24 protein-coding genes are annotated in these 25,718 nt (G+C 44.4%); 20 read left to right on the top strand and 4 right to left on the bottom strand.

Going from position 1 to position 25,718, the window contains the following annotated elements:
• Positions 1-10: 10 nt before the first annotated feature.
• From GC097_RS03705 to GC097_RS03670, 8 genes are all read left to right on the top strand, one after another.
• Positions 11-898, top strand: a complete 888-nt coding sequence (locus tag GC097_RS03705) for a LysR family transcriptional regulator (RefSeq protein ID WP_171682000.1) — start codon at positions 11-13, stop codon at positions 896-898.
• A 69-nt stretch (positions 899-967) separates the two neighbouring features.
• A complete protein-coding gene (locus GC097_RS03700; protein WP_171681999.1) occupies positions 968-2,620 on the top strand; it encodes an AraC family transcriptional regulator in 1,653 nt (550 codons plus the stop codon).
• Positions 2,621-2,743: 123 nt separating this feature from the next.
• A complete protein-coding gene (locus tag GC097_RS03695) occupies positions 2,744-3,649 on the top strand; it encodes an iron-hydroxamate ABC transporter substrate-binding protein (protein WP_171681998.1) in 906 nt (301 codons plus the stop codon).
• A 284-nt stretch (positions 3,650-3,933) separates the two neighbouring features.
• On the top strand, positions 3,934-4,593 hold the full coding sequence (locus tag GC097_RS03690) for a CAP domain-containing protein (RefSeq protein ID WP_171681997.1): 660 nt from the start codon (positions 3,934-3,936) through the stop codon (positions 4,591-4,593).
• Between the two features lie 236 nt (positions 4,594-4,829).
• The gene (katG, locus tag GC097_RS03685) at positions 4,830-7,013 is read left to right on the top strand and encodes a catalase/peroxidase HPI (RefSeq protein ID WP_171681996.1); all 2,184 of its coding nucleotides are present in this window, start codon (positions 4,830-4,832) and stop codon (positions 7,011-7,013) included.
• 107 nt (positions 7,014-7,120) lie between these two features.
• The gene (locus tag GC097_RS03680) at positions 7,121-7,537 is read left to right on the top strand and encodes a Fur family transcriptional regulator (protein WP_171681995.1); all 417 of its coding nucleotides are present in this window, start codon (positions 7,121-7,123) and stop codon (positions 7,535-7,537) included.
• A 158-nt stretch (positions 7,538-7,695) separates the two neighbouring features.
• Entirely contained in the window at positions 7,696-8,580 is an 885-nt protein-coding gene (locus GC097_RS03675) for an ATP-dependent DNA ligase (protein WP_246293927.1), read from the top strand.
• A 74-nt stretch (positions 8,581-8,654) separates the two neighbouring features.
• A complete protein-coding gene (locus tag GC097_RS03670) occupies positions 8,655-8,969 on the top strand; it encodes a restriction endonuclease (RefSeq protein WP_171682236.1) in 315 nt (104 codons plus the stop codon).
• Between the two features lie 69 nt (positions 8,970-9,038).
• Here the strand turns inward: GC097_RS03670 and GC097_RS03665 are convergent, their stop codons facing one another.
• On the bottom strand, positions 9,039-9,227 hold the full coding sequence (locus tag GC097_RS03665) for a hypothetical protein (RefSeq protein ID WP_171681993.1): 189 nt from the start codon (positions 9,225-9,227) through the stop codon (positions 9,039-9,041).
• A gap of 1,015 nt (positions 9,228-10,242) precedes the next feature.
• On the opposite strand from GC097_RS03665, the gene GC097_RS03660 reads away from it, so the two are divergent.
• Both GC097_RS03660 and GC097_RS35190 read left to right on the top strand, forming a co-directional pair.
• On the top strand, positions 10,243-11,385 hold the full coding sequence (locus tag GC097_RS03660) for a potassium channel family protein (protein ID WP_171681992.1): 1,143 nt from the start codon (positions 10,243-10,245) through the stop codon (positions 11,383-11,385).
• Positions 11,386-11,450: 65 nt separating this feature from the next.
• On the top strand, positions 11,451-11,633 hold the full coding sequence (locus GC097_RS35190) for a DUF255 domain-containing protein (RefSeq protein ID WP_376768359.1): 183 nt from the start codon (positions 11,451-11,453) through the stop codon (positions 11,631-11,633).
• Between the two features lie 117 nt (positions 11,634-11,750).
• Here the strand turns inward: GC097_RS35190 and GC097_RS03650 are convergent, their stop codons facing one another.
• Entirely contained in the window at positions 11,751-12,740 is a 990-nt protein-coding gene (locus GC097_RS03650; RefSeq protein WP_171681991.1) for a DGQHR domain-containing protein, read from the bottom strand.
• 55 nt (positions 12,741-12,795) lie between these two features.
• Here GC097_RS03650 and GC097_RS03645 point away from each other — a divergent pair, with 55 nt between their 5' ends.
• Both GC097_RS03645 and GC097_RS03640 read left to right on the top strand, forming a co-directional pair.
• Complete coding sequence (locus tag GC097_RS03645) at positions 12,796-13,542, top strand: FRG domain-containing protein (RefSeq protein WP_171681990.1); 747 nt, start codon at positions 12,796-12,798, stop codon at positions 13,540-13,542.
• Between the two features lie 151 nt (positions 13,543-13,693).
• Positions 13,694-15,772, top strand: coding sequence for a thioredoxin domain-containing protein (locus GC097_RS03640; RefSeq protein WP_171681989.1), 2,079 nt, complete (start codon positions 13,694-13,696; stop codon positions 15,770-15,772).
• 99 nt (positions 15,773-15,871) lie between these two features.
• Here GC097_RS03640 and GC097_RS03635 read toward each other — a convergent pair whose 3' ends face one another.
• Positions 15,872-16,030 (bottom strand): DUF1540 domain-containing protein, encoded by a 159-nt coding sequence (locus GC097_RS03635; protein WP_167053977.1) that lies wholly within the window; start codon positions 16,028-16,030, stop codon positions 15,872-15,874.
• A gap of 163 nt (positions 16,031-16,193) precedes the next feature.
• Here GC097_RS03635 and GC097_RS03630 point away from each other — a divergent pair, with 163 nt between their 5' ends.
• Positions 16,194-16,409 (top strand): double zinc ribbon domain-containing protein, encoded by a 216-nt coding sequence (locus GC097_RS03630; protein WP_171681988.1) that lies wholly within the window; start codon positions 16,194-16,196, stop codon positions 16,407-16,409.
• A gap of 81 nt (positions 16,410-16,490) precedes the next feature.
• Here GC097_RS03630 and GC097_RS03625 read toward each other — a convergent pair whose 3' ends face one another.
• Complete coding sequence (locus GC097_RS03625; RefSeq protein WP_171681987.1) at positions 16,491-18,413, bottom strand: glycosyl hydrolase family 18 protein; 1,923 nt, start codon at positions 18,411-18,413, stop codon at positions 16,491-16,493.
• A 180-nt stretch (positions 18,414-18,593) separates the two neighbouring features.
• Here GC097_RS03625 and GC097_RS03620 point away from each other — a divergent pair, with 180 nt between their 5' ends.
• From GC097_RS03620 to GC097_RS03590, 7 genes are all read left to right on the top strand, one after another.
• Positions 18,594-19,124, top strand: coding sequence for a DUF309 domain-containing protein (locus tag GC097_RS03620; RefSeq protein ID WP_171681986.1), 531 nt, complete (start codon positions 18,594-18,596; stop codon positions 19,122-19,124).
• Entirely contained in the window at positions 19,124-19,852 is a 729-nt protein-coding gene (locus GC097_RS34915) for a response regulator transcription factor (protein ID WP_171681985.1), read from the top strand. The genes GC097_RS03620 and GC097_RS34915 overlap by 1 nt, the downstream gene beginning before the upstream one ends.
• Entirely contained in the window at positions 19,845-21,299 is a 1,455-nt protein-coding gene (locus tag GC097_RS03610) for a sensor histidine kinase (RefSeq protein ID WP_171681984.1), read from the top strand. The genes GC097_RS34915 and GC097_RS03610 overlap by 8 nt, the downstream gene beginning before the upstream one ends.
• Before the next feature lie 97 nt (positions 21,300-21,396).
• Positions 21,397-22,002 (top strand): hypothetical protein, encoded by a 606-nt coding sequence (locus GC097_RS03605; RefSeq protein WP_171681983.1) that lies wholly within the window; start codon positions 21,397-21,399, stop codon positions 22,000-22,002.
• 15 nt (positions 22,003-22,017) lie between these two features.
• Positions 22,018-23,778, top strand: a complete 1,761-nt coding sequence (locus tag GC097_RS03600; protein ID WP_171681982.1) for an efflux RND transporter periplasmic adaptor subunit — start codon at positions 22,018-22,020, stop codon at positions 23,776-23,778.
• A 27-nt stretch (positions 23,779-23,805) separates the two neighbouring features.
• Positions 23,806-24,525 (top strand): ABC transporter ATP-binding protein, encoded by a 720-nt coding sequence (locus tag GC097_RS03595; RefSeq protein WP_216625631.1) that lies wholly within the window; start codon positions 23,806-23,808, stop codon positions 24,523-24,525.
• Positions 24,522-25,700: an ABC transporter permease gene (locus tag GC097_RS03590; protein ID WP_171681981.1), complete on the top strand. Its 1,179-nt coding sequence runs from the start codon at positions 24,522-24,524 to the stop codon at positions 25,698-25,700. Before GC097_RS03595 ends, GC097_RS03590 begins: the two co-directional genes overlap by 4 nt.
• Positions 25,701-25,718 lie beyond the last annotated feature (18 nt).

Raw genomic sequence — 25,718 nt, 5'->3', positions numbered from 1 at the left:
GGTGATTTTCTTGGAAATACGTCAGCTTCACTATTTTATTGCCGTATGTGAAGAGATGCATTTTACGAAGGCTGCTGAGAAGATTGGGGTCACGCAACCGACACTGAGCCAGCAAATCCGGGCATTGGAAGATGAGCTTAATATGCCTCTTTTTGATCGTATCGGAAAAAAAATTGCACTTACCGAAGCGGGAATTATCTTGTTGAAATATAGCAATAAGATTTTGGATAATATACAGAACGTGAAAGATTCGATCACAGATCTGCGCCATATCCAGGTAGGCACAATAAGAGTGGGGATATTCCCATCTGATCTGGATTATCGGATTACACAGCTTTTAATCGATTTTTATCAAAAGTTTCCGAGAATTAAATTAAAAGTTATTGCATCCATTGACATTCCGCAACAAGTGCTTGAAAGTGAGGTAGACTTTGGAATAGGGACGAACGTTCCACTAAATGATCGTTTCATTAATATGCCTTTATGCAAAGAGGAATATGTGTTAACCGTATCCAAGCAGCATCCGCTAGCCACCCGAACCCGCATTTCCGTGGATGAATTGAGAGAACTTCCTGTCGTTATTTACCCCGAAGGTTTTATGGGACGAGATATCGTAGAGGATACGGTTCAAAAATATGGCTTTAAGCTCCATTCCATTCTCGAAACGAGCTCGGTCACTTCGATTATTAAGTTGGTCAAAGCGAATATTGGCGCGACGATACAACCTCTTCCCCTAATCCGGGAAATGAATGATCCTGATTTGCATATGATTCGCTTTAAAGAGAACGCCCCAAGCCGCAGCTTAGAAATCATTTACAGATCTGACCGTTATCTCAGCCAGGCAGCCAAGGCGCTTATTGAGCAAATAAAAGAATATTTTCAAAACAAGATAATCTAGTAGAGAATCATCAATTTCCTGATCTTCAGGCGTCCCCTCATCATACAAACAATTAAGGAGGCTTTGATGATGAATAACGTGGTCTCTGAGTGGGCCGAGTCCCATTTTCCGCTATATACGGCTGACAGTATCGTTTCACTGTACAGCACTTCGAGTATGCCGCTTTTTACGATCAATGAACGTTTAACCGTGTTGATTGCAATTGCAGGCGGCAAAGGCATCCTTAGGACCAAATCTCAAACTTACGATCTCATGGAAGGGAGCGTCATCCTTCTTCCAGCGCACAGCGATGCTTCATTAATTGCGAATCATGCTTTGCCGCTGCATGCTTTTAAGCTATTGATCTCTACCCAAGAGCAGTTGAGACCGCTGCACCCAGACGCCATGCTGCGAAAAAGCGAGGTGGCCTCAGCATCGAAAATGCTATTCCTTCCCTATGAACCCGCAATTGTGTCCAATGTGGAGGAGCTGTATATCCATCGTTTACCTGTGAGCGAAGTTCGCCATGTGCAGAATCAAATGAAATTTCACCAAGTTATTCTCCAGCTGCTGGAGCATCAGGAGGCCAAGCTCGCTGCAAGCGAACAGCCGACTATGGAACGAAGCATTATGTACTTGGAGAACCACTATAGCGAAAAAATAACGAGCGAGCAGTTGGCTGCAATTGCAGGCGTAAGCCGTTCCCACTACTCAATTCTGTTTAAGCAGCATACCGGTTTTTCTCCTAACGAATACTTGTCGAGGCTGCGCGTTCACCGTGCCAAGGAACTATTAATGACAAGTTCAAGCACGCTTAGGGAAATTGCGTTGAAGGTAGGTTACAAGGATGAATTTTATCTTAGCCGCCGTTTCAAGCAGCAGACCGGAGCATCACCTTCAGGCTACATTCACGGTTCTATCCAGCATGTAGCGGTAATATCTACACCTTATGCAAGCCATTTGCTGCTGCTAGGTTTGGAGCCGGCCGTCACCATTTCAGATAGCAGCGAATTTGTGAATACGTCTGACAAACAGCCGCAAACGATGATGTTTATCGATATCAACAGCTCAGCTGAACAGGTGCGGACTGCGCTGCTGAATGCCAACATCGAGCTGATCGTTGCTTCCAAACAGCATTTGCACGAATATGGACTGAATCTTGGACATTTGCGAGTTGTAGCGCCAATCGCCGATATTTCATGGATGGAGATGGGCTGGAAAGATCACCTGCGTCTTATCGCACGGTCTGTTCACAGGAGTGATCAGGCAGAGCGGTGGCTGGACATGTTCCAAAAGGAAGAACAGGAAGCCCGCTCACTGATACAGCAAAGCGCAGTGCATACAGAAATTGTCACGATTCTGGTTATTAAACCGGAGGAATTGCTCGTTTACGGAACGAGAAATGTCGGCTATGTGATGTATCAATCACTTGGCTTGCGGCCTCCTGCAAGGGTCGAGCAAGAGATTCGCAAGCGTGGGGATCAATTTCATTCCATCCCGATTGAGTTATCCGAATTAGAAGACTACGCAGGATCTCAAATATTGGTGATTGTGTTTCCAGATGCGAATGGTTCCATTGCACATTCTGAAATCATATTCAATTCTGCCTATTGGAACAGGCTCTCTGCCGTACAGCAAAATAAAGTCTATCTGCTGGATCGGGACGAATGGATACCTTACAATCCAATCTCGATTCGTTTGCAGCTGCAACGAGCGATAGCCTTATTTACAAGCAACCAATAGTACAAGGCTATTTCCAAACAAAAAGCCATGGTTTGGCGGACGAAGGATACATATAATTAACTAGACAAATGAGAATGATTTTCATAATCAATACTGAGTAGTCAAAAGGGAGAGAGTCATCCAATGAAAAAGCTTTTCGTTCTATTCATCCTGACCGCTGTTTTTCTGAGCGCTTGCGGCAGCAAGGAAACTACGCCGGTCGCGGCGGGATCCGGCACCGTTACCTACCAATCCGAGGATGGACCTGTACAGGTTCCTGCGAATCCGCAGCGTGTCGTCGTGCTTACTCGATTTTTAACAGGTAATGTGATGCTGCTTGGCGTGCCTTTAGTGGGCGTCGATGAGATGTCCAAAGCGAACCCGAATTTCCAAGAGAAACTGAAAAATGTCGAAGTGGTTACCGACGAAAGCATTGAGAAAATCATTGAACTGAAACCGGATCTTATTATCGGTTTGTCCGATATTAACAATATCGATAAGTTCAAGAAAATTGCTCCAACGGTCACATATACGTATGGGAAAGTCGATTACTTAAAGCAGCAGCTGGAAATCGGTAAATTGTTGAACAAAGAAAAGGAAGCGCAAGCCTGGGTCGATGATTTCACAGCACGGACCAAAAAGGCCGGAGAAGAAATCAAGGCGAAAATCGGCGCCAATGCAACGATCTCGGTTATCGAGACGTTCAATAAGCAGCTCTATGTTTATGGCGATAACTTTGGCCGCGGCACCGAAATTCTCTATCAGGCGTTCGGGCTGCCAATGCCGGAGAAAGTCAAGGAAATGACGAAGAAAGAAGGTTATTTCGCCTTGTCGACGGAAGTTCTGAAAGATTACTTAGGCGACTATATCATTTTCAGCAAAAATGCGGATGAAGACAATTCGTTCCAGAACACGGAAACCTACAAGAATATTCCCGCAGTTAAAAATGGACACGTATACGAGGCAGACGCAAAGGCGTTCTACTTTAACGATCCCCTCAGCATGGAATATCAACTTGCTTTTTTCATGAAAAACTTGCTAGGTAAGTAATGTTTGAGCTTATATAATTTGAGAAAAAACGCGATCACCTATGGTGGTCACGTTTTTTTGCTGTTGTGCTCCGGAACAAGAAGCGTATGGAAGACAGCTCAAGGTAAGCGAGAAAATGAGTGTAAATTAATGCCTGAATAAATCAATGGCTCTTTACAAAACCTTTATTCGATAACGTAATTACTTTTACGATATAGGAGGGGTTTGTTATCAAACCATTGGTCATCTTAGCAGCACTACTAGTCGTTACAGGTTGTTCAAGTAATCATTCGACAAACAATCAAATGAATGCGAAACAAACGAAGGTTGAAACGCGCGCTCATCATGCTCCTTCAACGTCAACCTTAACCCAAGCTTCATCCATTTCTACTGGGGGTGCAGGGAAATCAACGATCACGGCTAAAGAAGCGCCGAATGACGCTTCGAGTTGGCTGGATTGGTTTCAACGCAACTATGCACCGGCAGAAAACCCGGCAAATCAAATCGCCAATCCGCAACCAACCGCCAATCAACCGACCGCCAATCAACCAACCGCCCGTCCGCAAACGTCCGTAAATCCACAGCCAGCCTCCAATGCATCCCAATCTGCGCAGCAAGTGCTGGATCTGGTGAATCAAGAGAGAACGAAAGCAGGCTTGAGTGCCTTAAGCATGAATGGCACTCTTTCGAAAATGGCTATGGACAAGGCGAAGGATATGTACAACAATAAATATTTTGATCATCAGTCCCCGACTTATGGATCTCCGTTTGATATGATGAATGCCTATGGGGTCACATACAACTCAGCAGGGGAAAATATTGCCCAAGGACAGACGAGCCCGGCGGAAGTGATGAACCAATGGATGAATAGTCCTGGCCATCGTGCCAATATTCTGAATAGCAGCTACACCCAAATCGGGATTGCTTACTATAACGGCGAATGGGTTCAGGAATTTATCGGCTAGCTCCCAAAGTGAAATAAGTTGTCCAGAACAAAACTCATGTCAAATAGACATGGGTTTTTGTGTTGTGTGGTTTTTTCGTAAATCGCTAGTTTTGTGGACAAAAAGTAATAATTCGAACGTAGAGAGGAATACCGTAAAGAATACGATAAAAAAAGAGTTGAAGTTCACCAAATAATATTATAAATTATAATTATTATTATTTAAAATTTATTTAAAACTGATGGGAGAGATTTGATATGGACTCAATGAATACGGCTAATGCTGGAAAATGCCCCGTAATGCACGGCAGCGCGACAAGTCATAAATCTAGTGGAACGTCAAATAGAGACTGGTGGCCAAATCAATTGAGTGTAAACCTTCTTCATCAGCATGACCGCAAATCGAATCCTATGGGCGAAGATTTTGATTACGCAGAGGAATTTAATAAATTAGATTACCAGGCTCTTAAGCAGGATCTGCGTAATTTAATGACAGACAGTCAAGATTGGTGGCCGGCTGACTACGGTCATTATGGTCCGTTCTTTATACGTATGGCATGGCACTCGGCAGGCACTTACCGTACAGGTGACGGTCGCGGAGGTGCTGGAACAGGGACACAGCGTTTTGCACCACTTAATAGCTGGCCTGACAACGGCAACCTCGATAAAGCCCGTAGACTTCTGTGGCCGATTAAGCAAAAATATGGCAACAAAATTTCTTGGGCCGACTTGTTCATTCTAACAGGCAATGTCGCTATCGAATCGATGGGCGGCAAAACATTTGGATTTGGCGGAGGACGTCAAGATGTTTGGCATCCGGAAGAAGATATTTACTGGGGCGCTGAAACAGAATGGCTGGGAGATAAGCGTTACTCAGGCGAGCGTGAGCTTGATAATCCGCTTGCTGCCGTTCAGATGGGACTTATCTATGTGAATCCAGAAGGTCCAAACGGCAAACCGGACCCGCTTGCAAGTGGTAGAGACATCCGTGAAACCTTCAAACGTATGGGAATGAACGATGAAGAAACCGTTGCACTCGTAGCCGGTGGACATACATTTGGTAAGGCGCACGGCGCGGGAGATGCTTCGCTTGTCGGTGTTGAGCCGGAAGGTGCAACTATTGAAGCTCAAGGCTTGGGTTGGCTAAGCACGCATGGTTCAGGCAGAGGCCGCGACACGATTACCAGCGGTATTGAAGGTGCTTGGACTGCGAACCCTACGCAATGGGATAATGGTTTCTTTGAAGTGCTTTTCGGTTACGAATGGGAGCTTACGAATAGCCCTGCAGGCGCACATCAATGGGCTCCTGTGAATCCTGCTGAGAAGCATCTTGCACCGGACGCGGAAGATTCGTCTGTGCGTGTTGCTACGATAATGACAACCGCGGATATGGCATTGCGGGTCGATCCGGCATACGAAAAGATTTCTCGCCGTTTCTATGAGAATCCGGAAGAGTTTGCAGATACATTTGCTCGTGCTTGGTTCAAACTTACACACCGTGACATGGGTCCTCTTGCGAGATACCTTGGACCGGAAGTGCCGGAAGAAGTTTTGATTTGGCAAGATCCTATTCCAGCCGTTGATTACACGTTAACCGATGCAGAAGTGGCAGATATTAAAACGAAGATTCTGGACTCCGGCCTTACAGTCAGTGAGCTGGTCACTACAGCTTGGGCTTCGGCCAGCACGTTCCGTGGCACGGATATGCGCGGCGGAGCGAACGGTGCCCGCATCCAGCTTGCTCCACAGAATAGCTGGGAAGTGAATCAACCGGGACAGCTTACCAAGGTGCTTACGATCTTAGAAGGCATTCAAGAAGATCTGGAAACACACGTTAGCTTGGCTGATTTGATTGTACTGGGCGGTAGTGCTGCTGTGGAAAAAGCTGCCCAAGATGCAGGCTTCGTTGTAAAGGTTCCGTTTGTTTCCGGACGCGGCGATGCCACACAAGAGCAAACCGATGAAGAAAGCTTTGCAGTTCTTGAGCCGATTGCCGACGGTTTCCGCAACTATCAAAAGAAACAGTACCATGTAAGTCCAGCAGAGCTTTTGGTAGACAAGGCGCATCTGCTTAACCTTACAGCACCGGAAATGACTGTACTTATTGGCGGTATGCGTGTTCTAGGTACAAACTTCGGTGGCACCAAACACGGCGTCTTTACCGATCGTGTAGGCACACTCACCAATGACTTCTTTGTTAACTTGCTTGATATGGGCGTACAGTGGAAGCCTGTAGACGGATTCGTGTTTAACGGACACGATCGCAAGACAGGTCAAGTCGTACGTACAGCGACGACAGTTGACCTCGTATTCGGTTCAAACTCAGTGCTGCGTGCGATTGCAGAAGTTTATGCGCAAGACGATAACAAAGAGAAGTTTGTGCGAGACTTTGTTGCTGCGTGGGTCAAGGTTATGAACGCGGATCGTTTCGATCTTAATTAACACTTATTCCGTATAAGTCTCAAAAACATTAAAGCAGAAAATGTAAAGCAGAAAGCAGTATTTGTGATAAAATACTGTTTTTTGCTTTAGATTGGAAAGGAGTTCAAATGTGTAAGGATACTGTTATCGACAAAATGAAAGAAGCAGGGCTACGCATTACTCCCCAACGCGTTCACATCGTCGAACTCCTATATCAATTGTCGCACCCGACGGCTGATCAGATTTATTTGAAGATGACGGAGAAATTTCCATATGTCAGCCACGCGACCGTATATAACACACTCAAAAAACTGAAGGTGATCGGAGTCGTCAGAGAGCTCTCTAATGGCGATAAGTCCAGTCATTTTGAGATGGTCGAAACCGAACACTGGCACTTTAATTGTAAAGTTTGCGGAGAGATGTACGATTTGGAAGCACATAAGAACGAAGTGCTGATGGCTTACGGTACGAATAACTATGCGTTCCAGGTCGATAGCTTTCGGGTAGAGTTTTATGGTGTTTGTGCGAAGTGTAATGCTAAATAGGCGAAAGTAGGCTATTCCAGTCATTTCTATGACTTGTGGGATAGCCTTCCTATGAGAAGGAGTATGCTTGGATAGGGATCGAGGACATAATGGATATAAATCTACTTTGAGGTCTAATAAAAAGGTGTAATTACATGCTATTTTCTCCTTTAAAGCCAATGATTGTTTCCATCGGTAAAGAAGCATTTGATGATGATGGATTTATTTTTGAACCCAAATGGGACGGATGGAGAATTCTTTTACACAAACAGGGGACACGGTTAGAAGCGTTTACCCGAAATGGTCATGTTGTGACAAGCAAATTTCCCGAATTGAAAGAGGTAATTTCTTCAATAAAGGCAGATACAGCAATTTTGGATTGTGAAGGTGTATGCATTCGAGACGGAAGATCCGTGTTTGATGATTTTTCCTTTCGTGGGCGTATTTCTGATTCCGCAAAAATGAAAGCCGCGGTTAGGACTCATCCTGCTACATTTGTTGCTTTTGATGTTTTATTTACTTCTTCTGAGCATCTAAAGGAACCACTATTGACCCGTAAAGATCGACTGAATGAGATTATCCGCAGCACAAACACGATTACTCCAACTGCTTTTATAGAAGGGCGAAGAAAAGATTTAAGCTCTTGGAGCATCGAAAATGATATGGAAGGCATCGTTGCGAAACGAAAAGATTCAAAGTATGTTTTAGGTACAGAAACGAAAGATTGGTTGAAAATTAAAAATTTCAAAACGATCGACACGATGATTTTAGGTTATCGAACAGAACCTCAATTTGCTTTGGTAGTAGGACTCCATTTTAAAACAGTTAGGTATAAGCCTGTTGGTATTGTTGAATTCGGTTTTGGGGTAGATGACAAGCGGGCATTTTTAGAGATAGCCAAACAGATACAAATAAAAATGGATAAGGAAACATATTGGATTGAACCCAGGCTTTGTTGCAGGATTCAATATCAAGATCGGACCGATCATCATCAGCTTCGAATGACTATATTTAAAGGGTTTTTGTTTGATAAAGACCCTGAAAGTTGCTATTGGACGTATTAATTATCTTTATTTTCAGTGTCTAGGCCGCTCCGCAGGAGTCAATAATTATAATGAAAAAAATTGGTTAAGGGGAGATCATTACAGTTGGGCAAATCAAGTGTAATGCCGATAATAACCCTGTCTCTTTTGATCCGATTGCGATTATTCACTCACAAATGATAAAACAAAATGCTAAAGGTGGGTATGTAATTACCACGAGCACATTTACATTAAATGCAAAGGTGTATGCAGAAGGATTAAATATAAAATTAATTGAAGGGCGAGAACTAATTGATTTGTGGGTGAGAAGCTTGGAGCATAAAATACTTCATCAAAAATCATATTTAACCCTTCCATTGTTTAGAATCAATAGGGAGTCCGACTACAAGAGCGGGCTCCCTTTTAATTAGAACATGAGTTAACTAAATCGTTCTTAGATAAAGAGCAATGCAACGGATTTAAGTTGCATTGCTCTTTATCTACTTTCCATTTCCATTCTCAGCAATTTTACTCCAACTAGCACCAGCATCTTTATTTAAATAAACAGCTTTATTAAATGTTGCAAATGTAATTGCAATTTCGGTAGTTGGATTCTGATTTAAATAGAAAACGACATCATCCTTATCCAGAGAAGGTAGTTTAATTTCCTTAATTGCTTTTGTTTCCAAGTTTATTTGTTTTAATGCTGCTGATTGAGGACTTGCAATTAATTAAATTAACCCAGAACATCCGATTGATAAACAGTAGATAACTTCCGCAGTTACATCTCCACGGTAGTTTCTTTTAACATTCTTCATGTCCCATAATTTTACCTTTTCTTATTTATTGAATCTTATATAAAGATCGCTTATCTAATCATGTAGCTCAATTTTTGGGATTTCCCGATCATATGTACTTCTCTATGTAAATCACGAAGCTCTTCTTCCAACTTTTGAATCTGCACCTTCCGCTCCATAAAAGACTTATAACATGAACGGATTGATAGATTTATCGAGTTGTTGGCACCGCGGCAACGGATGAGGAGAAGAATAAGGCATTGAAGCAGTTAATCGATAAAATTATTTTATCTCTGGGAAGATAATCGGATTGAGCAAACCGTATGTTAAAAGTGAACAGCACACTGAAGAAGTAAGCTCCCACAACAGGAAGGCTTCTTTTTCGTCAAGTGAAATTGTTCCCAGTATTTGTCGATTGTTGTATAATGTAAAAGTTATTAAAACGGTATATCAAACATAAATAGGTCATGCAAACCATGGCAATGAGATTTTGAACGTTTCTGTAACCGCGAGCGTTCAGTTTGGCTGCTTGAACGAGATCATCAATGCTTTCAAGTTAAATCATTCGTCTTACAGCGGTGAAACCACAGTTTAGATTTACCGCTTGCCGGAAATAACAAAAGCAGAATACACCAATTAGATTGCTTCAGCAACCTGAGAAAGACTCAATAAAAAATTAAAATGAAAAGGAAAGAAAAAAATGCATCTACTCCAGTTCTTAAACAAACCTATACTTAGGCATATTTCAATGACATTATTATTTATTATTACAAGCATCGAATATCCGATATCTTATACTAATTATTTTTGGTTGCTATCAACAATTAAAATCATTGCACTATTATTATTAGGAAGTAGTGCTTGTTTGAATGTCACTCAAATAAGTAACTTTAAATTAAGAGGCTTAATGTCTAAAGAAATTGTTATAAAGATTGTCCTTTTTTTGTATGCGTTGTTTGGTTTAAAAATTCTTTTAATTAGTATTGGTGTCATTATTCATTTATTTAAACTTTTTAATTTATCATACCTCAAGCGTTTTGAAATAGGTTTATTATTGGTTTTTTATCCTTTATCAATTCTGATGTTAATTATGTTTTTCAAAGATTATAGAAATTGGATTAAAAAGAATTTAAAGCAAATGACTATTCTACTTTATTTATTTGTTTGGATTTGGTTTGGGTCGTTTTATTACTACATTGCACAGAGAGCGGATGGAGACGATTTTGTGTTTTCTGAGCAAGCAAGAATAGAAACAACTTTGAAAGGGTTTTTAAAAGAAGGTCAATATGATAGTTTTGATTCAAGTCGGTTAAAAAGTATAATTGCTAATAATCAATATAAAAAAGAATATATAGGAGTAGGTTCAAATGAATATTTAACTTTGGACCAAACAGGGAAAGATTGGGGAGATATTTATGAAAATATGCTGGGAAAAGAAGGTTATTCATTTTATTCATATAAGATTTCGCCTGAATCGATAGTTATAGAACCTTCCATGTTGAATTACAATACTATAAAAAATTGGGGACCTTATATTAATAAAGAATTTGTAGAAGTTACAATTAATTTATACAAAACGAAAGAGAAATTATTTGATTCCCACTCATCAGTGTTTTATTTTGAGCAGAGCAACACTATTATAAATAATATTTACTTACTCGAAAAGCCTGATAAACAACTCAAATTGTATTTTGACAAAAATGAATTAAATATTTACTTAAGCATTTTTAAAAACGAAAAAATTGATACTCACTTAAGTAATATGATTGCGAGTTCTCATACATTACTAGATGGTAAATTTTTAGATATATTTATTGGATTAAATGGGTACAATAAATATCAAATTGAAGATTTTTGGTATTTTAGTGCGGTAACCATTACCACACTTGGTTTTGGAGATATAACCCCCAATTCTAGTGCAATTAGGGTTGCTGTGATGATTGAGGCATTAATTGGAATTATTTTAATTGGAATATATATATCTATTATTACTAGTAATAAAGATAAAGCAAGGAAGATTGTACGTAGGAAAAGGAGAGCAAAATTTTAAAGCCCTGAATGAATTCAAGTTTCAGTATTGTTATCCAGCAATAGTGATTTTAAGATGCGCTAAGTATGCAAAATTCGATGTTAATTAACAGTATGCCCAATAGATTAGCGAAGGGAAAATCACCGTACTTACTACAATGTGCTCACAATCCAATGAACTGGTTCCCTTGGTACGAAGAAGCTTTTGAAATCCCAAGCGCAATAACAAGCACATCTTCTTATCTATTGGGTAAGCTGATGTTGACTTGATTCAAAAACAAGGCATCAATAAACCTCTGAAAAAATTCAGAGGTTTATTGGTTATTAGCAAAAACTTATAGAAATCTTATAGAGAGTAGTCAAGTGTATAAGAGAGCCATAGATATTTTATTCGATAATCATATGGGCTGGAATATAGACTTGGTTTAAGGCGTGACTTATTTTTTCAGCTAGACTTTTATATGAGTTGCCTGGTTTTTGAATGCTTCTTTTTGAGAGATTTGTTTTCAAACAAGATAACACGTTACAAAAATTATCATGTGAGATTGATTTATGTGCAATATTGTTTTTACTTAATATATCATTAAAAAGTGAAAGTATTGCTTGGAAAATAACTGGTCTAAGGATTGCACCACTCAGTGGCTGCTCAATTTGAGAAAAAGTAGTTTGAAATGCTTTAAGGTAAGCATTAAGTACTTTGTATGCTTGTTCTAACGACAAAGTTTTTAAACTCGGAAGGATAGGTTCGATGCACTGATTGAACATTTTCCGAGAGATTTTACCATTTGCACTTTCAGACCGAGCTAGTTTATTCAATAATTGACTATCAACTTGTGTATAAAATAGTTCAAACAATTCACTGCAGATTTTCTCTTGTTCGGATTCAGTATCCAATAGACGTTTAACATCTAGAATTAACGCTTCTGATACAGGTTTCTGAGTTGTATTGATATCAAGAAAGAGTTTTGCTTCTTCCTGAAGAGTTAAACCATCATATATGATTACTGGAACTCTTATGATAGTCTTAGTTTTTTTAAATCCAAAGACTCTATGTTGACCATCAATAATTTTAAATGCTAAGGGGAATTTTTCAAATACGATAGTTTTATTTTTGGAGTTATATTTTAAATGGGCATCTTCTTGAGCAGAAAGGATTATTGCCGTGGGTATCGATCCTTTTCCTTGATCAATATAATCAGCTATTAAATCTGCTCTGCTTTCGTCTAAACGACGCTGAAATCCTTCCTCTGGAGCCTCCGCTCTTGTAGTAACAAAGCAAGTTTCACCTAGCGTGTCCGATGGCATAGAACAGATGTAAAATCTATAAACTCCTTGTTGGACTAAGTTTGCAGACAGTGCGATTTTTTCTTCAGACATAGCTATACCCTACTTTGCTTTTTTGGTATATTATAGCACATGGAGGTGCATTTTGGTGTATTCAATTGCATTTAAAGATTTTTTAGATCAGATTCATAATTTCTCCCAACAAGCACATGGTCCTATTTGGTATAGAGGTGTTAATGGTGGATTTCCACTTGATTCAGGCTTATTTAGATTGATTTCTGGCCAAGGCACTTTAGAGCAATACTTGGATTTAGAAAAACAGTTGTATATGTATTATAAAAATTTAGGTTATTTACTTCACGATAATGAGCTAGGATGGGGAATGCTATACTCCATGCAACACCATGGCGTAAAGACCCGACTTCTCGACTGGTCGGAAAGTTTGCCTGTTGCTTTGTATTTTGCATGTTTAGGTTGGGAACAAAGACTTCCTGCTAGAATTTGGTTGCTAGACCCATCGAAATTAAATCTCTTATCCCTTGAAAAACAACATATTATTACTCCGACAGAGTCAAATTATTCCTATACTGAATTTTTTCAAAATGATAATGTTAAGTCGTTTGCCATTTATCCTACAAGAAATAATAAAAGAATCATTGCACAGCAAGGATGCTTTACTGTTCAAGGTAATACTCTGAAATCATTAGAAAAAGAGTTTGGAGATGACCTACATGATTGTTTGGGTCTCCAATCGTTAGAAATAACTTCTGCATTAAAAAATGATGTTATTAACTTTGTTAAAGTAACAGGGATGAATCATTTCTCAATAATGCCAGATTTAGCAGGGCTTTCCCAACATATAAATGATTTATTAATACCACCTGCATGGAAGTAACAAATTGACGTTAAGCTTTATACATTAGTTCAAATACAAGAATGATATTATATCCACCACGTCACTAATAAGGTGTGGTGTTTTCTTTTTCTTGAGGTACGCTAAACGTAATATATGGAAAATAATCCAAACAACAAGGAGGTGATGCCCAATGACAACGAACAACAAACCCAATAGATTAGCCAAGGAAAAGTCGCCTTATTTGTTGCAGCATGCGTACAATCCGGTGGATTGGTTCCCTTGGTCGGACGAGGCTTTTGACAAAGCTAAAAAAGAAAATAAGCCAGTTTTTTTATCTATTGGCTATAGCACTTGTCATTGGTGCCACGTAATGGCACACGAATCCTTCGAAGACCAAACCGTTGCCGACATGCTGAACAAAGATTTCATTTCAATTAAAGTAGACCGCGAAGAGCGCCCGGATATCGATCACATCTATATGGCTGTTTGCCAAGCGATGACGGGGCAAGGCGGCTGGCCGCTGACGGTGTTCCTGACTCCGGAAAAGAAGCCCTTCTTTGCAGGAACGTATTTCCCGCGCAGCCGCAAATATAACCGTGCCGGAATGGTGGAAATTATCGCGCAGCTTGCGGGGAAATGGCGGGAAGACGCCGAGCGTGTGCGCGAGGTCGGGGAGCAGGTGATGCAGGAGACTACAAATCGTCTGCTGGAGCACCGTTCAGGCGGCGAAGTGACGGAAGAAACGCTGCATGAAGCCTTTCGCCTGTACGAAGAGGCTTTTGATCCCGAGTTTGGCGGGTTTGGAAGTTCGCCGAAATTTCCAACCTCACACAATTTATCTTTCCTGCTCAGATACTATAAGAAAACGGGAAATGAGCGCGCCCTCGAGATGGTCGAAAAGACGTTAGACATGATGCATCGCGGCGGCATGTACGACCATATCGGATTTGGTTTTGCGCGATATTCCGTTGACAATAAGTGGCTCGTGCCGCATTTTGAGAAGATGCTCTACGATAATGCGCTGCTCATCATGACCTATACGGAAGCGTACCAGGTGACCGGCAAATTGAAGTATGCGGAAGTAGCTGAGCAGACGATCACTTATGTGCTGCGGGACATGACGGATGAATGCGGCGCATTCTATTCGGCGGAGGATGCCGATTCGGAGGGCGAGGAAGGCAAATTCTACGTATGGACACCGGATGAGGTAGAGGTTGTACTTGGTATCGACGAAGGCGATCTCTTCTCCGAATTGTTTGATATTACGGAGGAGGGTAATTTTGAGGGGCACAGCATCCCCAATCTCATCGGGATGACGCTTGAGTCTTTCGCCAAGCGGAAGCAGATCCCCCTGGATCAGCTGAAGCAGCGGATCGAGCTTGCCCGAGCCAAGCTGTTCGCACACCGCGAACAGCGCATACATCCGGGCAAGGACGATAAGATTCTGACCGCGTGGAACGGTCTGATGATAGCTGCGCTGTCCAAGGCCGCCCGTGCCTTGGACAAACCGGCTTACGCAGAGGCAGCCGCGCGAGCTGCGGATTTCCTGCTGCGCGAGCTGCGCCGCGAAGATGGGCGTTTGCTGGCCCGCTACCGGGACGGCGAAGCGGCTTTTCTTGGCTACGTGGACGACTATGCGTTCCTCGTCTGGGGCTTGATCGAGCTGTACGAGGCAACGTTCGAGCTGCGCTATCTTCGTGAGGCCGTCCAGCTGAACGCAGAGATGCTTCGTCTCTTCGGAGATGAAGAGAAGGGCGGGCTCTTCTTCTACGGCAGCGATGCCGAACAGCTGCTCACCCGCCCCAAAGAGATCTACGACGGCGCGATGCCGTCGGGCAACGGCGCAGCCGCGCTGAACCTGCAGCGGCTGGCCAGGTTGACCTACGACGCGAAGCTGTCGCAGGCAGCTGATATACAGCTCCAGGCGTTCGCCGGAGCTGTTGCGTCTTACCCGCCGGGGCATGCGCTCATGCTGGCCGCGATCGATTTCGCATTTGGCGAAGCCAGCGAAATCGTCATCGCCGGCGACCCGGCGAAGCCGCAGACGCAGCACATGCTGCGCACGGTGCAGCGGCAGTTCCTGCCGAATGCGCTGCTGATTCTTCACCCGCCGGGCGTTGAGGGTGAAGAAGTGCGCACGCTGATTCCGCTCGTGCAGGACAAGCTGCCGCTCGGAGGGCGCGCGACGGCTTATGTGTGCCAGAACTTTGCCTGCCAAGCGCCGACACAGGACTTGGAAGACCTCGAAATTCTTTCGGAGAATCGATGATAATAATTATCATTATTGGTTACAATAGGAGTAGAGAGACAAAAAGAGGCCCTCTGGGCCTCTTCTTTCCTGCATGATAGTCTTAACGTGGTGATCGCGTTAAATTTTAGATTCAAACGTTTTGCAGTCGGTTTCTTCAGAATTGCGCGCTTGATTGCTGCCGTGGTGGCTCACGACATAAATCGAGGATGCATTACATTTATTGCCATTTGCCCAATGTTTGCAAGAATTAACTTCACAAAGTACATCTTTTGCCATGGTTCATTCACCTCCTTTACCTCATAGGGTGGGGTAAAAAGAGCTGTTTTTATACATGGGCACCAGAAGAAAATGGAAAATGTGTGAAGTCCCGATATCACCATTCGCTGGAATACCGTCATATACTTGGAGTAGAGGAAACCTACTTCAAGAAGGTGAAGCAATGGCCGAGAAGGAATTTCAGCAGTGTGTCCGATGCAAATATGTCGCCGACAAAGAGGAAAGATACTGCATCAAATGCGGAGCGCCGCTTAAAAACCGTTGTACGAAGGAAAAAACGTTGATGCACAAGGGCTGTTCTAAGGTTAATAAAGCGGACGCGAAGTTCTGTGCAGACTGCGGAACGGCAACGACGTTTAACGAATGGGGGCTGCTGTGAAAGCAAGCCGCAATAGAAAGGGGCTATCTCAAAGGGTCTAGAATGACCCAATGGATAGCCCCTTATTACTATCTTAACCCATCATTTATTCTGCAAAATCATCGTCCATAAGTCCGACTGATCATAGCCAAGCCGCCAAGCCGCGACACCAGCAATGTCGTACTTTTTCGCGATATCCAAGCGGGCTTTGACGGTAGAGGCATCTTCCATCCAAAATACATAGGTGAATCCGCCTTCTTGGTACTCCATTCGGTATTGCCCGAAGGTGCTATCCCAAGTTTGCTTAACGGTTTTGGAAGCGAGTAAAGCGGGAATATCCTTCATCAGCACGGTCCGGTTGCTTTGCAGCGCGCCAGCCGAATCAAGCTTCCATTCGCGTACATAGTAAGGAATGCCCAGGATGATTTTGTCCCGGGGGATGCCGTACGAGAGAAATTCTTGAATGCCTCCGTCCGTCCACGGAAGACCGGCAACTGAGCCGGCGGATGTGCTGCCGCGATAGAACTGGTCATAAGCCATAATGACGACGTAATCCACGATGCCGCCGAGCTTCTCATGATCAAAGGCGGATAGATGGTTCCATTTGACGCTGCCGCGCGGAAGATCGATGGAAATAACGAGACTGCGTGAGTGGGCGTATGTCGTTAACTTGGAAATGAAAGCCGTGAATGCGTTGCGATCCGACCCTGCCAAGCTCTCGAAATCGATATTGATGCCGGGAACGCCAAGTTGTACGGAACGATCCACCAAACTTTTGATGAATTTATCTTGAGCAGCACTGTCGGCAAGGAATTGTGTCGTCAAGCTCGCATTGAACTGGTTGGAGACAAGCGGGTACACAGTGTAGCCGTTTTTTTGCAGCCAATTGACGGTATCCGGATTAGAGCTGTCTTTGAGATTGCCCGCAGCATCTGCAAGTTCGAAATAGCTCGGCGAATCCACGTCAAGCCCGATGGTGTTGTTCACCTGAGATTTGATGCTATCGCCGCCGGACAGACCGTTCCAGCCCCAAACCTGCAGTTTTTTAAGATTATCCCACAATATGCGGTGTTCAAGCGTTTGAATGGAGCTGTTGCTGTACTGCACACTGTAGTTTAGCGCGTCGGGAAGATTTTTGTATTCACCGATAAGCGAGGCGTTTTGAAATACTTGATAAGATGCATAATTGTTCCAAATTTTGTGGCCATCCATAAAAATGGAGGCGTGTCCCCAGAGCTTTGCATAGTCAGCGGCTTCATCTAATGAAGTGAAATCCTGAAGGAAGGTGTCATTTTGGAATACTTTATAAGTTTTAAGATTGCTGTAGACCGTTTTTTTCGTGTTTTTATTGACAACGGTTGAGTTGCCCCATTTCAAGGCTTCATTTACCGCATCTTCCAGCGAGGCAAACTCCCAATTGTCAGCGGAAAATGTGCCTTGAAACACCTTATACATCAGTTCGCCGGTGCGCAGCGATTTCTTATCGTCGTCCGAGATGTTGTCCCAGACCCATTTGCGATTGTTCAAATCGATAATGTGAGCGCCACCCCATTTTTTCGCTTCGGCAATGGCATCATTTAGGGTTTGAAATTTCCACGAATCCAGTGTAATTTCATTTTGATACACTTGAAACCGGGGGTAATTGTTCCACACCCAACCGGTGGACTGGAGATCGCGAACACTGGCATTAGACCATTTCTTAGCTTCGGCAATGGCCGCATCCAGCGAAGCAAATTGCCATTCGGGCAGTGTGGCGTCTAGTTGATACACTTGATATCGGGGGAAGTTGTTCCACAGCCATTTGCGAGTGCCAATCTCCTCCACATAACTATTGGAAAAGCCTCTGGCAAACGCTTCGGCTTGTTTATAGTTGGCAAACTCCATGAGTACTTGATTATACTGATAAACGCGGTATTTCGTTGTTTTGTCTGTTGTTCCGTTAGCTGCACCTGCTGCAAGAACGGCCTGAGGTATCGTCATTGACAACAACAGGCTGCCGGTGAGCATCCATTTTCCGATCTTCATGTATCACGCCTCTTTCTATTAAACTACTTAATTGGACGTACCGGACGATAGAATGGTTGCGATGGAAAATGGTAGAAATGCAATATAAAGCAATCCGATGTTGGACGATGGAACAACTTTCGAGTAACATGAGGTATACATAGTCATTATCGTGATCAGAACAAAATGGAGGAACGGCCTATGAATCAGTTTCCGGAAGCATACATCGAATACTTATTGTATTTTCATGCGGAGCGGGATTATTTTGAATGTCATGAAGTGATGGAAGAATTTTGGAAGGAGCATCCGGCGGATGAACGCAGCAGAACCTATGTGGCGCTGATTCAGATTGCCGTGGGGATGTATCATATTCGCAGAGGCAACCGTACGGGTGCTGTGAAAATGCTGCAAAGCGCAGAGCGAAATGCGCAAGCCGAACATGTGCAATCTTTGGGGCTCGATGCGGAGAAGCTAGTACAGCTGATAGGGGATACCTGGGCTTCAATTGAACGCGATGGCTACCTGTATCAGGATATTAATCTGCCGCTTGCAGATTCGGAGTTAATTGCGTTATGCCTGTCCGAATGTGGACGAAAAGGGCTTACTTGGCAGGCGCCGAGCCGGATGGACGATGTCGAGTTGATCCAGAAGCATACGCGAAGAGATCGAACAGATGTGATCGAGGAAAGAGCAAGACAACAGCAAATCCGTAAGGAAAAGGGTGGCGCCTAGTGAGCTCGGAAGGAAAAGTACTTGTCGTAGATGATGAACCGAATATTGCAGAGGTCGTCAGATTATATCTGGAGCATTCGAACTATGAAGCCATTTTGCTGCCGCGAGGGCAGGACGTGCTGCGTACAATTGTAGAAGAGAAACCAAGCTTAGTCCTGCTGGACATCATGCTGCCGGATATTTCAGGCTATGAGCTTTGTGAGAAGATTCGGAAGATGGAGGCTCCCCTGCATCAAACGCCGATCATTTTCTTGACGGCCAAAGGGGAGTCCATTGATAAGCTGCGTGGGTTTAACCTGGGTGTTGACGATTACTTGGTCAAGCCGTTCGATCCCAATGAGCTCATTGCCCGAATTAAGGCTGTGCTGCGGCGTACGGTTCAAATGCCGGCAGATACGTCGAATTCCCAAAATTCGAATCGTAAAACGCTGGAAATCGGAAATATTGTCATTGATTTGGACCAATACCGGGTAACTGTCGGGGGGAAACGAATCGAGCTTACGCCGAAGGAAATTGAACTGCTGCATTTTCTGACCAGCAATCCAAGCCGGGTATTCACGCGCGAAGATCTGCTCGGCTATGTGTGGAACTTTGATTTTACCGGCGGTACGCGAACGGTTGACGCCCATGTGAAAAATTTGCGCAAAAAGCTGGGACAGCATGATACGTGGAACATTCAGACGCTTTGGGGCATCGGCTATTCTTTCGAGGTGGTTCAGCATGTTTAAGCGTTGGCTTGTCGGGAAATACAACAGTCTTTATCTGAAAATTTTCTTGTCGTTTCTGGCAACCTGTGTGCTATTTTTTGCGGGATTGTTCCTATTCTGGAACTATTATTTCACGGATCTGTTTTACAAGGATAAAATCGAGCTGCTCCAAAAACGCTATGTCGAGGTTACCCGGTTAATGAATTCCGTTCAGGACGGTACGATTTCCACAAGGGAATTGAAATACACCGTGCGGATTTTGGGGCGAAGCATTAATGGGCAGGTTTGGCTCGTGGATGATAAAGGCAACATTCTGAACGGTTCCTCGGACAGCGAAGGCAGAACGATTCCTAAACAGATGGACGCGCAGTTTATCGATGGACTGCATGGCCGCAGCGGATATGGCATGGTCGCGTTACCGACTCCGGATGGAAGAACCCTTAATTTGTTTACGTACCATGCCCCGTATCAATTTAATGGACAACCCATGGTTATTATTTTGCATTTGCCGGCAGGAGACATTAGTGAAGCTATTTCCGCTGTACGTGTCAACATTCTGGTTCCCCTTCTGTTTTCACTGCTGGCGGTAGGTTTCATTTTGTATATTATTTCACGAAAGCTAGCGGGGCCACTTCAACAAATGAATCGTGCGGCCCTTGAGCTGGCGCATGGCGATTTCACGACCCGAGTGCCGGTTACCTCAAAAGACGAGGTCGGCCAGCTTGCAGCCAGCTTCAATTTCATGGTGGAGCAGTTGGAGGAATGGGAAGGAACGAGGCAGGAGTTTCTGACGAATGTGTCGCACGAGCTCCGGTCACCGCTTACAACGCTTCGCGGTTTCATTGTGGCGATGAACGATAAGATTATTCCCGAGGAGAAATACTCGCATTATCTGCGCATTTGCGATCAAGAAGTTCAGCGTCTGCAGCGTCTTGTAACGGATTTATTAGATCTTGCCCGGATCCAAAATGGCGTCGATGTGTTCCGCTTAAGACCGGTAAATATCGCAGAAGCGTTAGAAGAATCTTTGGAGTTGTTGATGGCGCCGATTGCCGTCAATGAAATTTCACTGCATCTCATTCTTCCTAATCCGGACAATGAGCCTGCTCAAGTTCCGTTAGATCCAGACCGTTTTGCGCAAATCGTGCATAATTTGATTTATAATTCTTTAAAATTCACGCCAAAAGGCGGAACGTTAACCGTAGCTTTGGAACAGTCGGAGCATGAGGTGCATCTGTACATTCGCGATACCGGAACCGGTATGACGGAGGCTGAATTAGCACGCATTTGGGATCGTTTCTATAAGGCGGATGAGGCAAGGACCTCAAGATCCGACGTATCGACGGGAACGGGCCTTGGACTGACGATCGTCAAACACCTGGTAACGGGGATGCACGGCACCATTCAAGCCCGCAGCCGGATAGGCGAAGGAACCGAATTTCGTGTCACTTTTCCGCGAATCATGTAGGTATTCACAATTTTTTTACAAGTTAAACAAACTTATTTCATGTTTGGCTCGTATCCTGTTCCTATTGGACAGGATTTTTTGTCTTGGAGGTGTATGTATGATGAAGTACACTCGGAAAGTGGCGTTAGGACTTACGCTGATTTCCTTCCTGTTGGGTGGTTGTCAGCCCCATCTGCCTGATCTTAACGCTTCGCAGGCGTTGGACGCGTCCACTCCAAAGACCGGGCAAACGCTCCCAGAGGAAAGCCCCACAGAAGATGTCCAAAATCTAAAGGAGATGCAGCTCGTTACGTTATTTCAAGAACTGCTTCGAATGGATCGGCATGCCAATTTGTCGATAACTGCCAAGCAAGCAGAGGCCATCCTTCCTATCGTTCGTAAAAGCATTAACGAAGGAAGCATGAATGAATCCGAACGCAAACAGGTCCTTGGCGGTTTTACTTTAGAACAAATTACTTTTCTTGAGGAACAGTCCAAGCAAGAGAAGGCGCGATTAGCAGAGCGTATGGACAATCAGGGGGATGTGCTCTCCTCAGAGGAACGGGAGAAACGAGTTAAAGCTTTTATGCAAATACGAAAAACGGATCGGCAGACAGAGTCAGACTTCATTGACCGTGAGCATGCAGAGAACCAGTTGGATCCTAAAAGCATGGGGATCAGTGTGGAGCAGCAGTTAATGGAATTACTCATGTCCAAACTCTAAGGAGGAAGTTACTTCATGAAATGGTATCGCAGTAAGTGGTTCATCGTTATAGTAGCGGTTAGCGTTTGCGCTGGCGGCACTTATGCTTATTTAGCGAAAGGGAAGAAATCCAAGGCAGCGGATGTGAAAGAAGTCACTTTCGAGGTCAGAAAAGGCAATATCCGTTCTTCTGTTTCAGGTACAGCGCAGTTCGAGCCGAAAGATACACAAACGATTTCAATTCCGGTTGATTCGAACATTAAAGCAATTAATTTGAAAAGGAACCTAGCGGTAAAATCCGGGGATGTCCTTTTGGAATTGACGAGCACGAGTCTGGAAAGCGATTTGCAGGATGCGCAATTGACCTACGAGCAAACACAGAAGGATTTGAATTCTTTATTGGATCAGCAAGGATTAATGGGTGTGAAGGCGCCTGTTTCCGGAAAGCTTACCTACGCAGCGAATCTCGATTTAGGATCCACGATCAACAAATCGACCAAAATTGCTACAATCTCTGATGTGAGCAACTTGACTGTGACGCTGCCTTTCTTCGTGGAAGACGCTGCGCAGCTGCATAAAGGCGATCCGGTTGATTTGACGATAGATGGCTATATGATTACGAAAACAGGTACGATTCAAAGCATTTCCAAAGATCCGAAATCCGATGGAAAAGGCGGGAAAGTGGTTGATATCGACGTTGCCGTTCCAAATGACAATTCCATGGATTCGGGAACGAATGTACTGGGCAGCGTTACAATCGGCGGACGTTCGGTGGATTCGCAAGCGAAAGCTGCGCTTCAATATGTGAAGGTCACAACCGTCTTGGCAGGGACAACGGGAACGGTAGCGACGATGCCTCTAAAAACAGGCAACATGATTCGTCAAGGCGATACGATCGCTACATTTGCCAACGATACGATTAACGATGATATTCTCACGAAGCAGTCCGCCCTTGAACGCGCGAAGCTGAAGGTGGATGCGGCTCAAGACAAGGTTAACGGTCTTAAAATATTAGCTCCGTTTGACGGTGTTTTCTCTACAGACTTCGTGAACAAGCGAAATGATATTCTTAGCCTTTTACAAGTGGGAACGAAGGTAACCAGCGGCATGCAGCTTGGAGCTGTAGCCAGCATCGCCAAAATGCAGCTTCCCGTGCAGGTCGATGAGTTGGATTTACCTAACGTCAAGCTGGGAATGAAGGCTGAAATCAAGGTTGATGCTTACCCTGGGCGCATTTTCCCGGCAGAAGTTACGCTAATTTCTTCCGTCGGTACTACGACGAACGGCGTAACCGCCTATGATGTCGTTTTGGCTGCGGACAACAAAGACAATGTCTTGAAATACGGAATGACGGCTACCGGCGAAATTTTGATCCAAGACAAGAAAGATGCGCTCTACATACCGCCTGAAGCGCTGCAATTGCAAAAAGGCAAGCGTGTTGTCACCTTGAAAAAGGCAGACGGGACCGTAGAAACGGAACATGAAGTAAAAATCGGCATTCGCTCTAAAACACAGATTGAAATCACGGAAGGCTTGAACGAAGGAGATAAAGTTGTTCTGCCTACCGCTGTAAGAAGACAACAGAACCTCAGCCAGGACGACATTAACCGCTTAAGACAGCAATTCCAACAAAGCGGCGGAGCAGGTGGAGCTGGCGGATTTGGTGGCGGCGGAGCAGGTGGATTCCAAGGCGGCGGTGGAGCAGGTGGAGCCGGAGGAGCTGGCGGAGGCGGCAACGGTGGCGCTGTTCGGATTAACGGCGGCGGTGGCGCTGGTGGAGCTGGCGGTAACAGATAATACTGCCGGGAAAGGAGTTGTTGCGGTATGAATATCATTGAGCTAAAAGATATTGTCAAAACCTATAAACGCGGTTTAGAAGATCTGCCTATCCTGCGCAGCATATCGCTTTCTGTTGAAGAAGGCGACTTCGTGGCCATCATCGGGCCCAGCGGATCCGGAAAATCGACCCTGATGAATACGATCGGCCTTCTGGATGTTCCCACTTCAGGCAGCTATGTCCTGGACGGCGTCGTGACCGAACGCATGAGTGATAATGAGCTTGCTGCACTTCGGAACCAAAAGATCGGGTTCATTTTCCAGCAATTTAATTTACTGCCCCGCCTCTCGGCGATGGAAAATGTGGAGCTGCCGATGATCTATGCCGGCATCCCCCGCAAAGAAAGGAGAGAGCGGGCACACGCTATGCTTAAAATGCTCGGAATGGGCGAGCGGGGCCACCATAAGCCGAGTGAGCTGTCCGGTGGTCAACAGCAGCGTGTCGCCATCGCCCGGGCTCTGGCGATCTCGCCGTCGCTTATTTTGGCGGATGAACCGACAGGAGCGCTCGATTCCAGAACAGGGGAAGAAGTACTGGAGTTAATCCTGCAATTGAACGCGCAAGGAAACACCATCGTTCTGATTACCCACGATCATCATATTGCCGATAATGCTAAGCGGGTCGTGGCTCTGCGCGACGGCGTCATCATTGACGATTACCGGAATAACGCTAACAAGAGCGATCTCAAGCAAGAGGTGAGCGTATGAAGGTAAATGAACTGCTCAGGATGTCGCTGCAGACGATTGTCTCAAGTCCGCTGCGTACGTTTCTGACGATGCTGGGGGTTATTATCGGGGTTAGCTCCGTTGTCACCCTAGTTTCGATTGGGCAAGGAACTTCGGAACAAATCGCCAAGCAGTACGAAAATATGGGGACGAATCTTCTCGTTGTCACTGCGACAGGAAACGGGCGTGCTACGCAGCTTGACTATAATGAGCTGATGGATTTCGAGAATTTCCCGGAATTCAAATCCATTGCCCCGACGATGACGAAGAACGGCTCCAATATTAAGTATGACCGTACGCAAGAGAAGTACAACGTGCTTGGAACGAATGACCGTTATTTAGACATTATTAAAGCGAAGATCGATAAGGGGCGCAATCTTTCGCCGACCGATCTGGAATTTCGTTCGAATGTAGCGATTCTGGGGAGTGAAGTGGCGAAGACATACTTTGGCACGCTTGACCCCGTCGGAGAAGAAATCAATATTGACGGCGCTGTTTTTAGCGTCATCGGCACCCTTCAGGCGAAAGGCTCCAACATCGGAGGCGCCTCTGTAGACAGCTCTGTCATTGTTCCTCTGGAATCTGCAAGACGCGTGTTTAAACTGGGGCAAATTCGTACGACCTATGTAGAGGCTCCAACGAAGGAAGATATCTACACGGCTCAAGAAACGATGAAGCAATATCTGACTTATAAATTCAAAAGCGATTCAGGCTTCGTATTAACGAATCAGGATGAGCTGCTTAAGGCACGGACCGAAGCAACGAACACGCTTACGAATCAATTAGTAGCCGTAGCGCTCATTTCCTTGCTCGTTGGCGGGATCGGGATTATGAACATTATGTTGGTTACGGTAAGTGAACGTACGCGCGAAATTGGGATCCGCAAATCGATCGGTGCCAAAAGGCGCAATATCTTGCTCCAATTTCTTGTAGAAGCTGTTGTTATTAGCGGGCTGGGCGGACTTATCGGTCTCGCGCTTGGAATCGGTTTATCCTATGCGCTGCCATATTTCAGCCCGAAACAAACGACAAGCCTATCCTTTGATATCAGCTTGTACGCTTTCTTATTTTCTGTTTTGGTCGGTGTTATTTTCGGTTTATATCCTGCCAACAAAGCTTCCAAATTGCGTCCGATTGACGCCTTACGATCTGATTGATGAACTTAGAGGAGGACT

The organism is Paenibacillus planticolens, assembly GCF_013141725.1.
Classification (GTDB): Bacteria; Bacillota; Bacilli; order Paenibacillales; family NBRC-103111; genus Paenibacillus_E; species Paenibacillus_E planticolens.
Note: the sequence above shows the minus strand (reverse complement) of the source record. Positions and strands in the feature narration are given on the sequence as shown.

Excerpts from the sequence above, each read along its gene's own strand:
- GC097_RS03620 (WP_171681986.1), top strand. The coding sequence starts at position 18,594 with ATGAATCAGTTTCCGGAAGCATACATCGAATACTTATTGTATTTTCAT.
- GC097_RS03695 (WP_171681998.1), top strand. The coding sequence starts at position 2,744 with ATGAAAAAGCTTTTCGTTCTATTCATCCTGACCGCTGTTTTTCTGAGC.
- GC097_RS03635 (WP_167053977.1), bottom strand. The coding sequence starts at position 16,030 with ATGGCAAAAGATGTACTTTGTGAAGTTAATTCTTGCAAACATTGGGCA.
- GC097_RS03590 (WP_171681981.1), top strand. The coding sequence starts at position 24,522 with ATGAAGGTAAATGAACTGCTCAGGATGTCGCTGCAGACGATTGTCTCA.
- GC097_RS03650 (WP_171681991.1), bottom strand. The coding sequence starts at position 12,740 with ATGTCTGAAGAAAAAATCGCACTGTCTGCAAACTTAGTCCAACAAGGA.
- GC097_RS03675 (WP_246293927.1), top strand. The coding sequence starts at position 7,696 with ATGATTGTTTCCATCGGTAAAGAAGCATTTGATGATGATGGATTTATT.
- GC097_RS03610 (WP_171681984.1), top strand. The coding sequence starts at position 19,845 with ATGTTTAAGCGTTGGCTTGTCGGGAAATACAACAGTCTTTATCTGAAA.
- GC097_RS03605 (WP_171681983.1), top strand. The coding sequence starts at position 21,397 with ATGATGAAGTACACTCGGAAAGTGGCGTTAGGACTTACGCTGATTTCC.
- GC097_RS03595 (WP_216625631.1), top strand. The coding sequence starts at position 23,806 with ATGAATATCATTGAGCTAAAAGATATTGTCAAAACCTATAAACGCGGT.
- GC097_RS35190 (WP_376768359.1), top strand. The coding sequence starts at position 11,451 with ATGCAAAATTCGATGTTAATTAACAGTATGCCCAATAGATTAGCGAAG.
- GC097_RS03630 (WP_171681988.1), top strand. The coding sequence starts at position 16,194 with ATGGCCGAGAAGGAATTTCAGCAGTGTGTCCGATGCAAATATGTCGCC.
- GC097_RS03640 (WP_171681989.1), top strand. The coding sequence starts at position 13,694 with ATGACAACGAACAACAAACCCAATAGATTAGCCAAGGAAAAGTCGCCT.
- GC097_RS03680 (WP_171681995.1), top strand. The coding sequence starts at position 7,121 with ATGTGTAAGGATACTGTTATCGACAAAATGAAAGAAGCAGGGCTACGC.
- GC097_RS03660 (WP_171681992.1), top strand. The coding sequence starts at position 10,243 with ATGTCTAAAGAAATTGTTATAAAGATTGTCCTTTTTTTGTATGCGTTG.
- GC097_RS03700 (WP_171681999.1), top strand. The coding sequence starts at position 968 with ATGAATAACGTGGTCTCTGAGTGGGCCGAGTCCCATTTTCCGCTATAT.
- GC097_RS03690 (WP_171681997.1), top strand. The coding sequence starts at position 3,934 with ATGAATGCGAAACAAACGAAGGTTGAAACGCGCGCTCATCATGCTCCT.
- GC097_RS03600 (WP_171681982.1), top strand. The coding sequence starts at position 22,018 with ATGAAATGGTATCGCAGTAAGTGGTTCATCGTTATAGTAGCGGTTAGC.
- GC097_RS03625 (WP_171681987.1), bottom strand. The coding sequence starts at position 18,413 with ATGAAGATCGGAAAATGGATGCTCACCGGCAGCCTGTTGTTGTCAATG.
- katG (WP_171681996.1), top strand. The coding sequence starts at position 4,830 with ATGGACTCAATGAATACGGCTAATGCTGGAAAATGCCCCGTAATGCAC.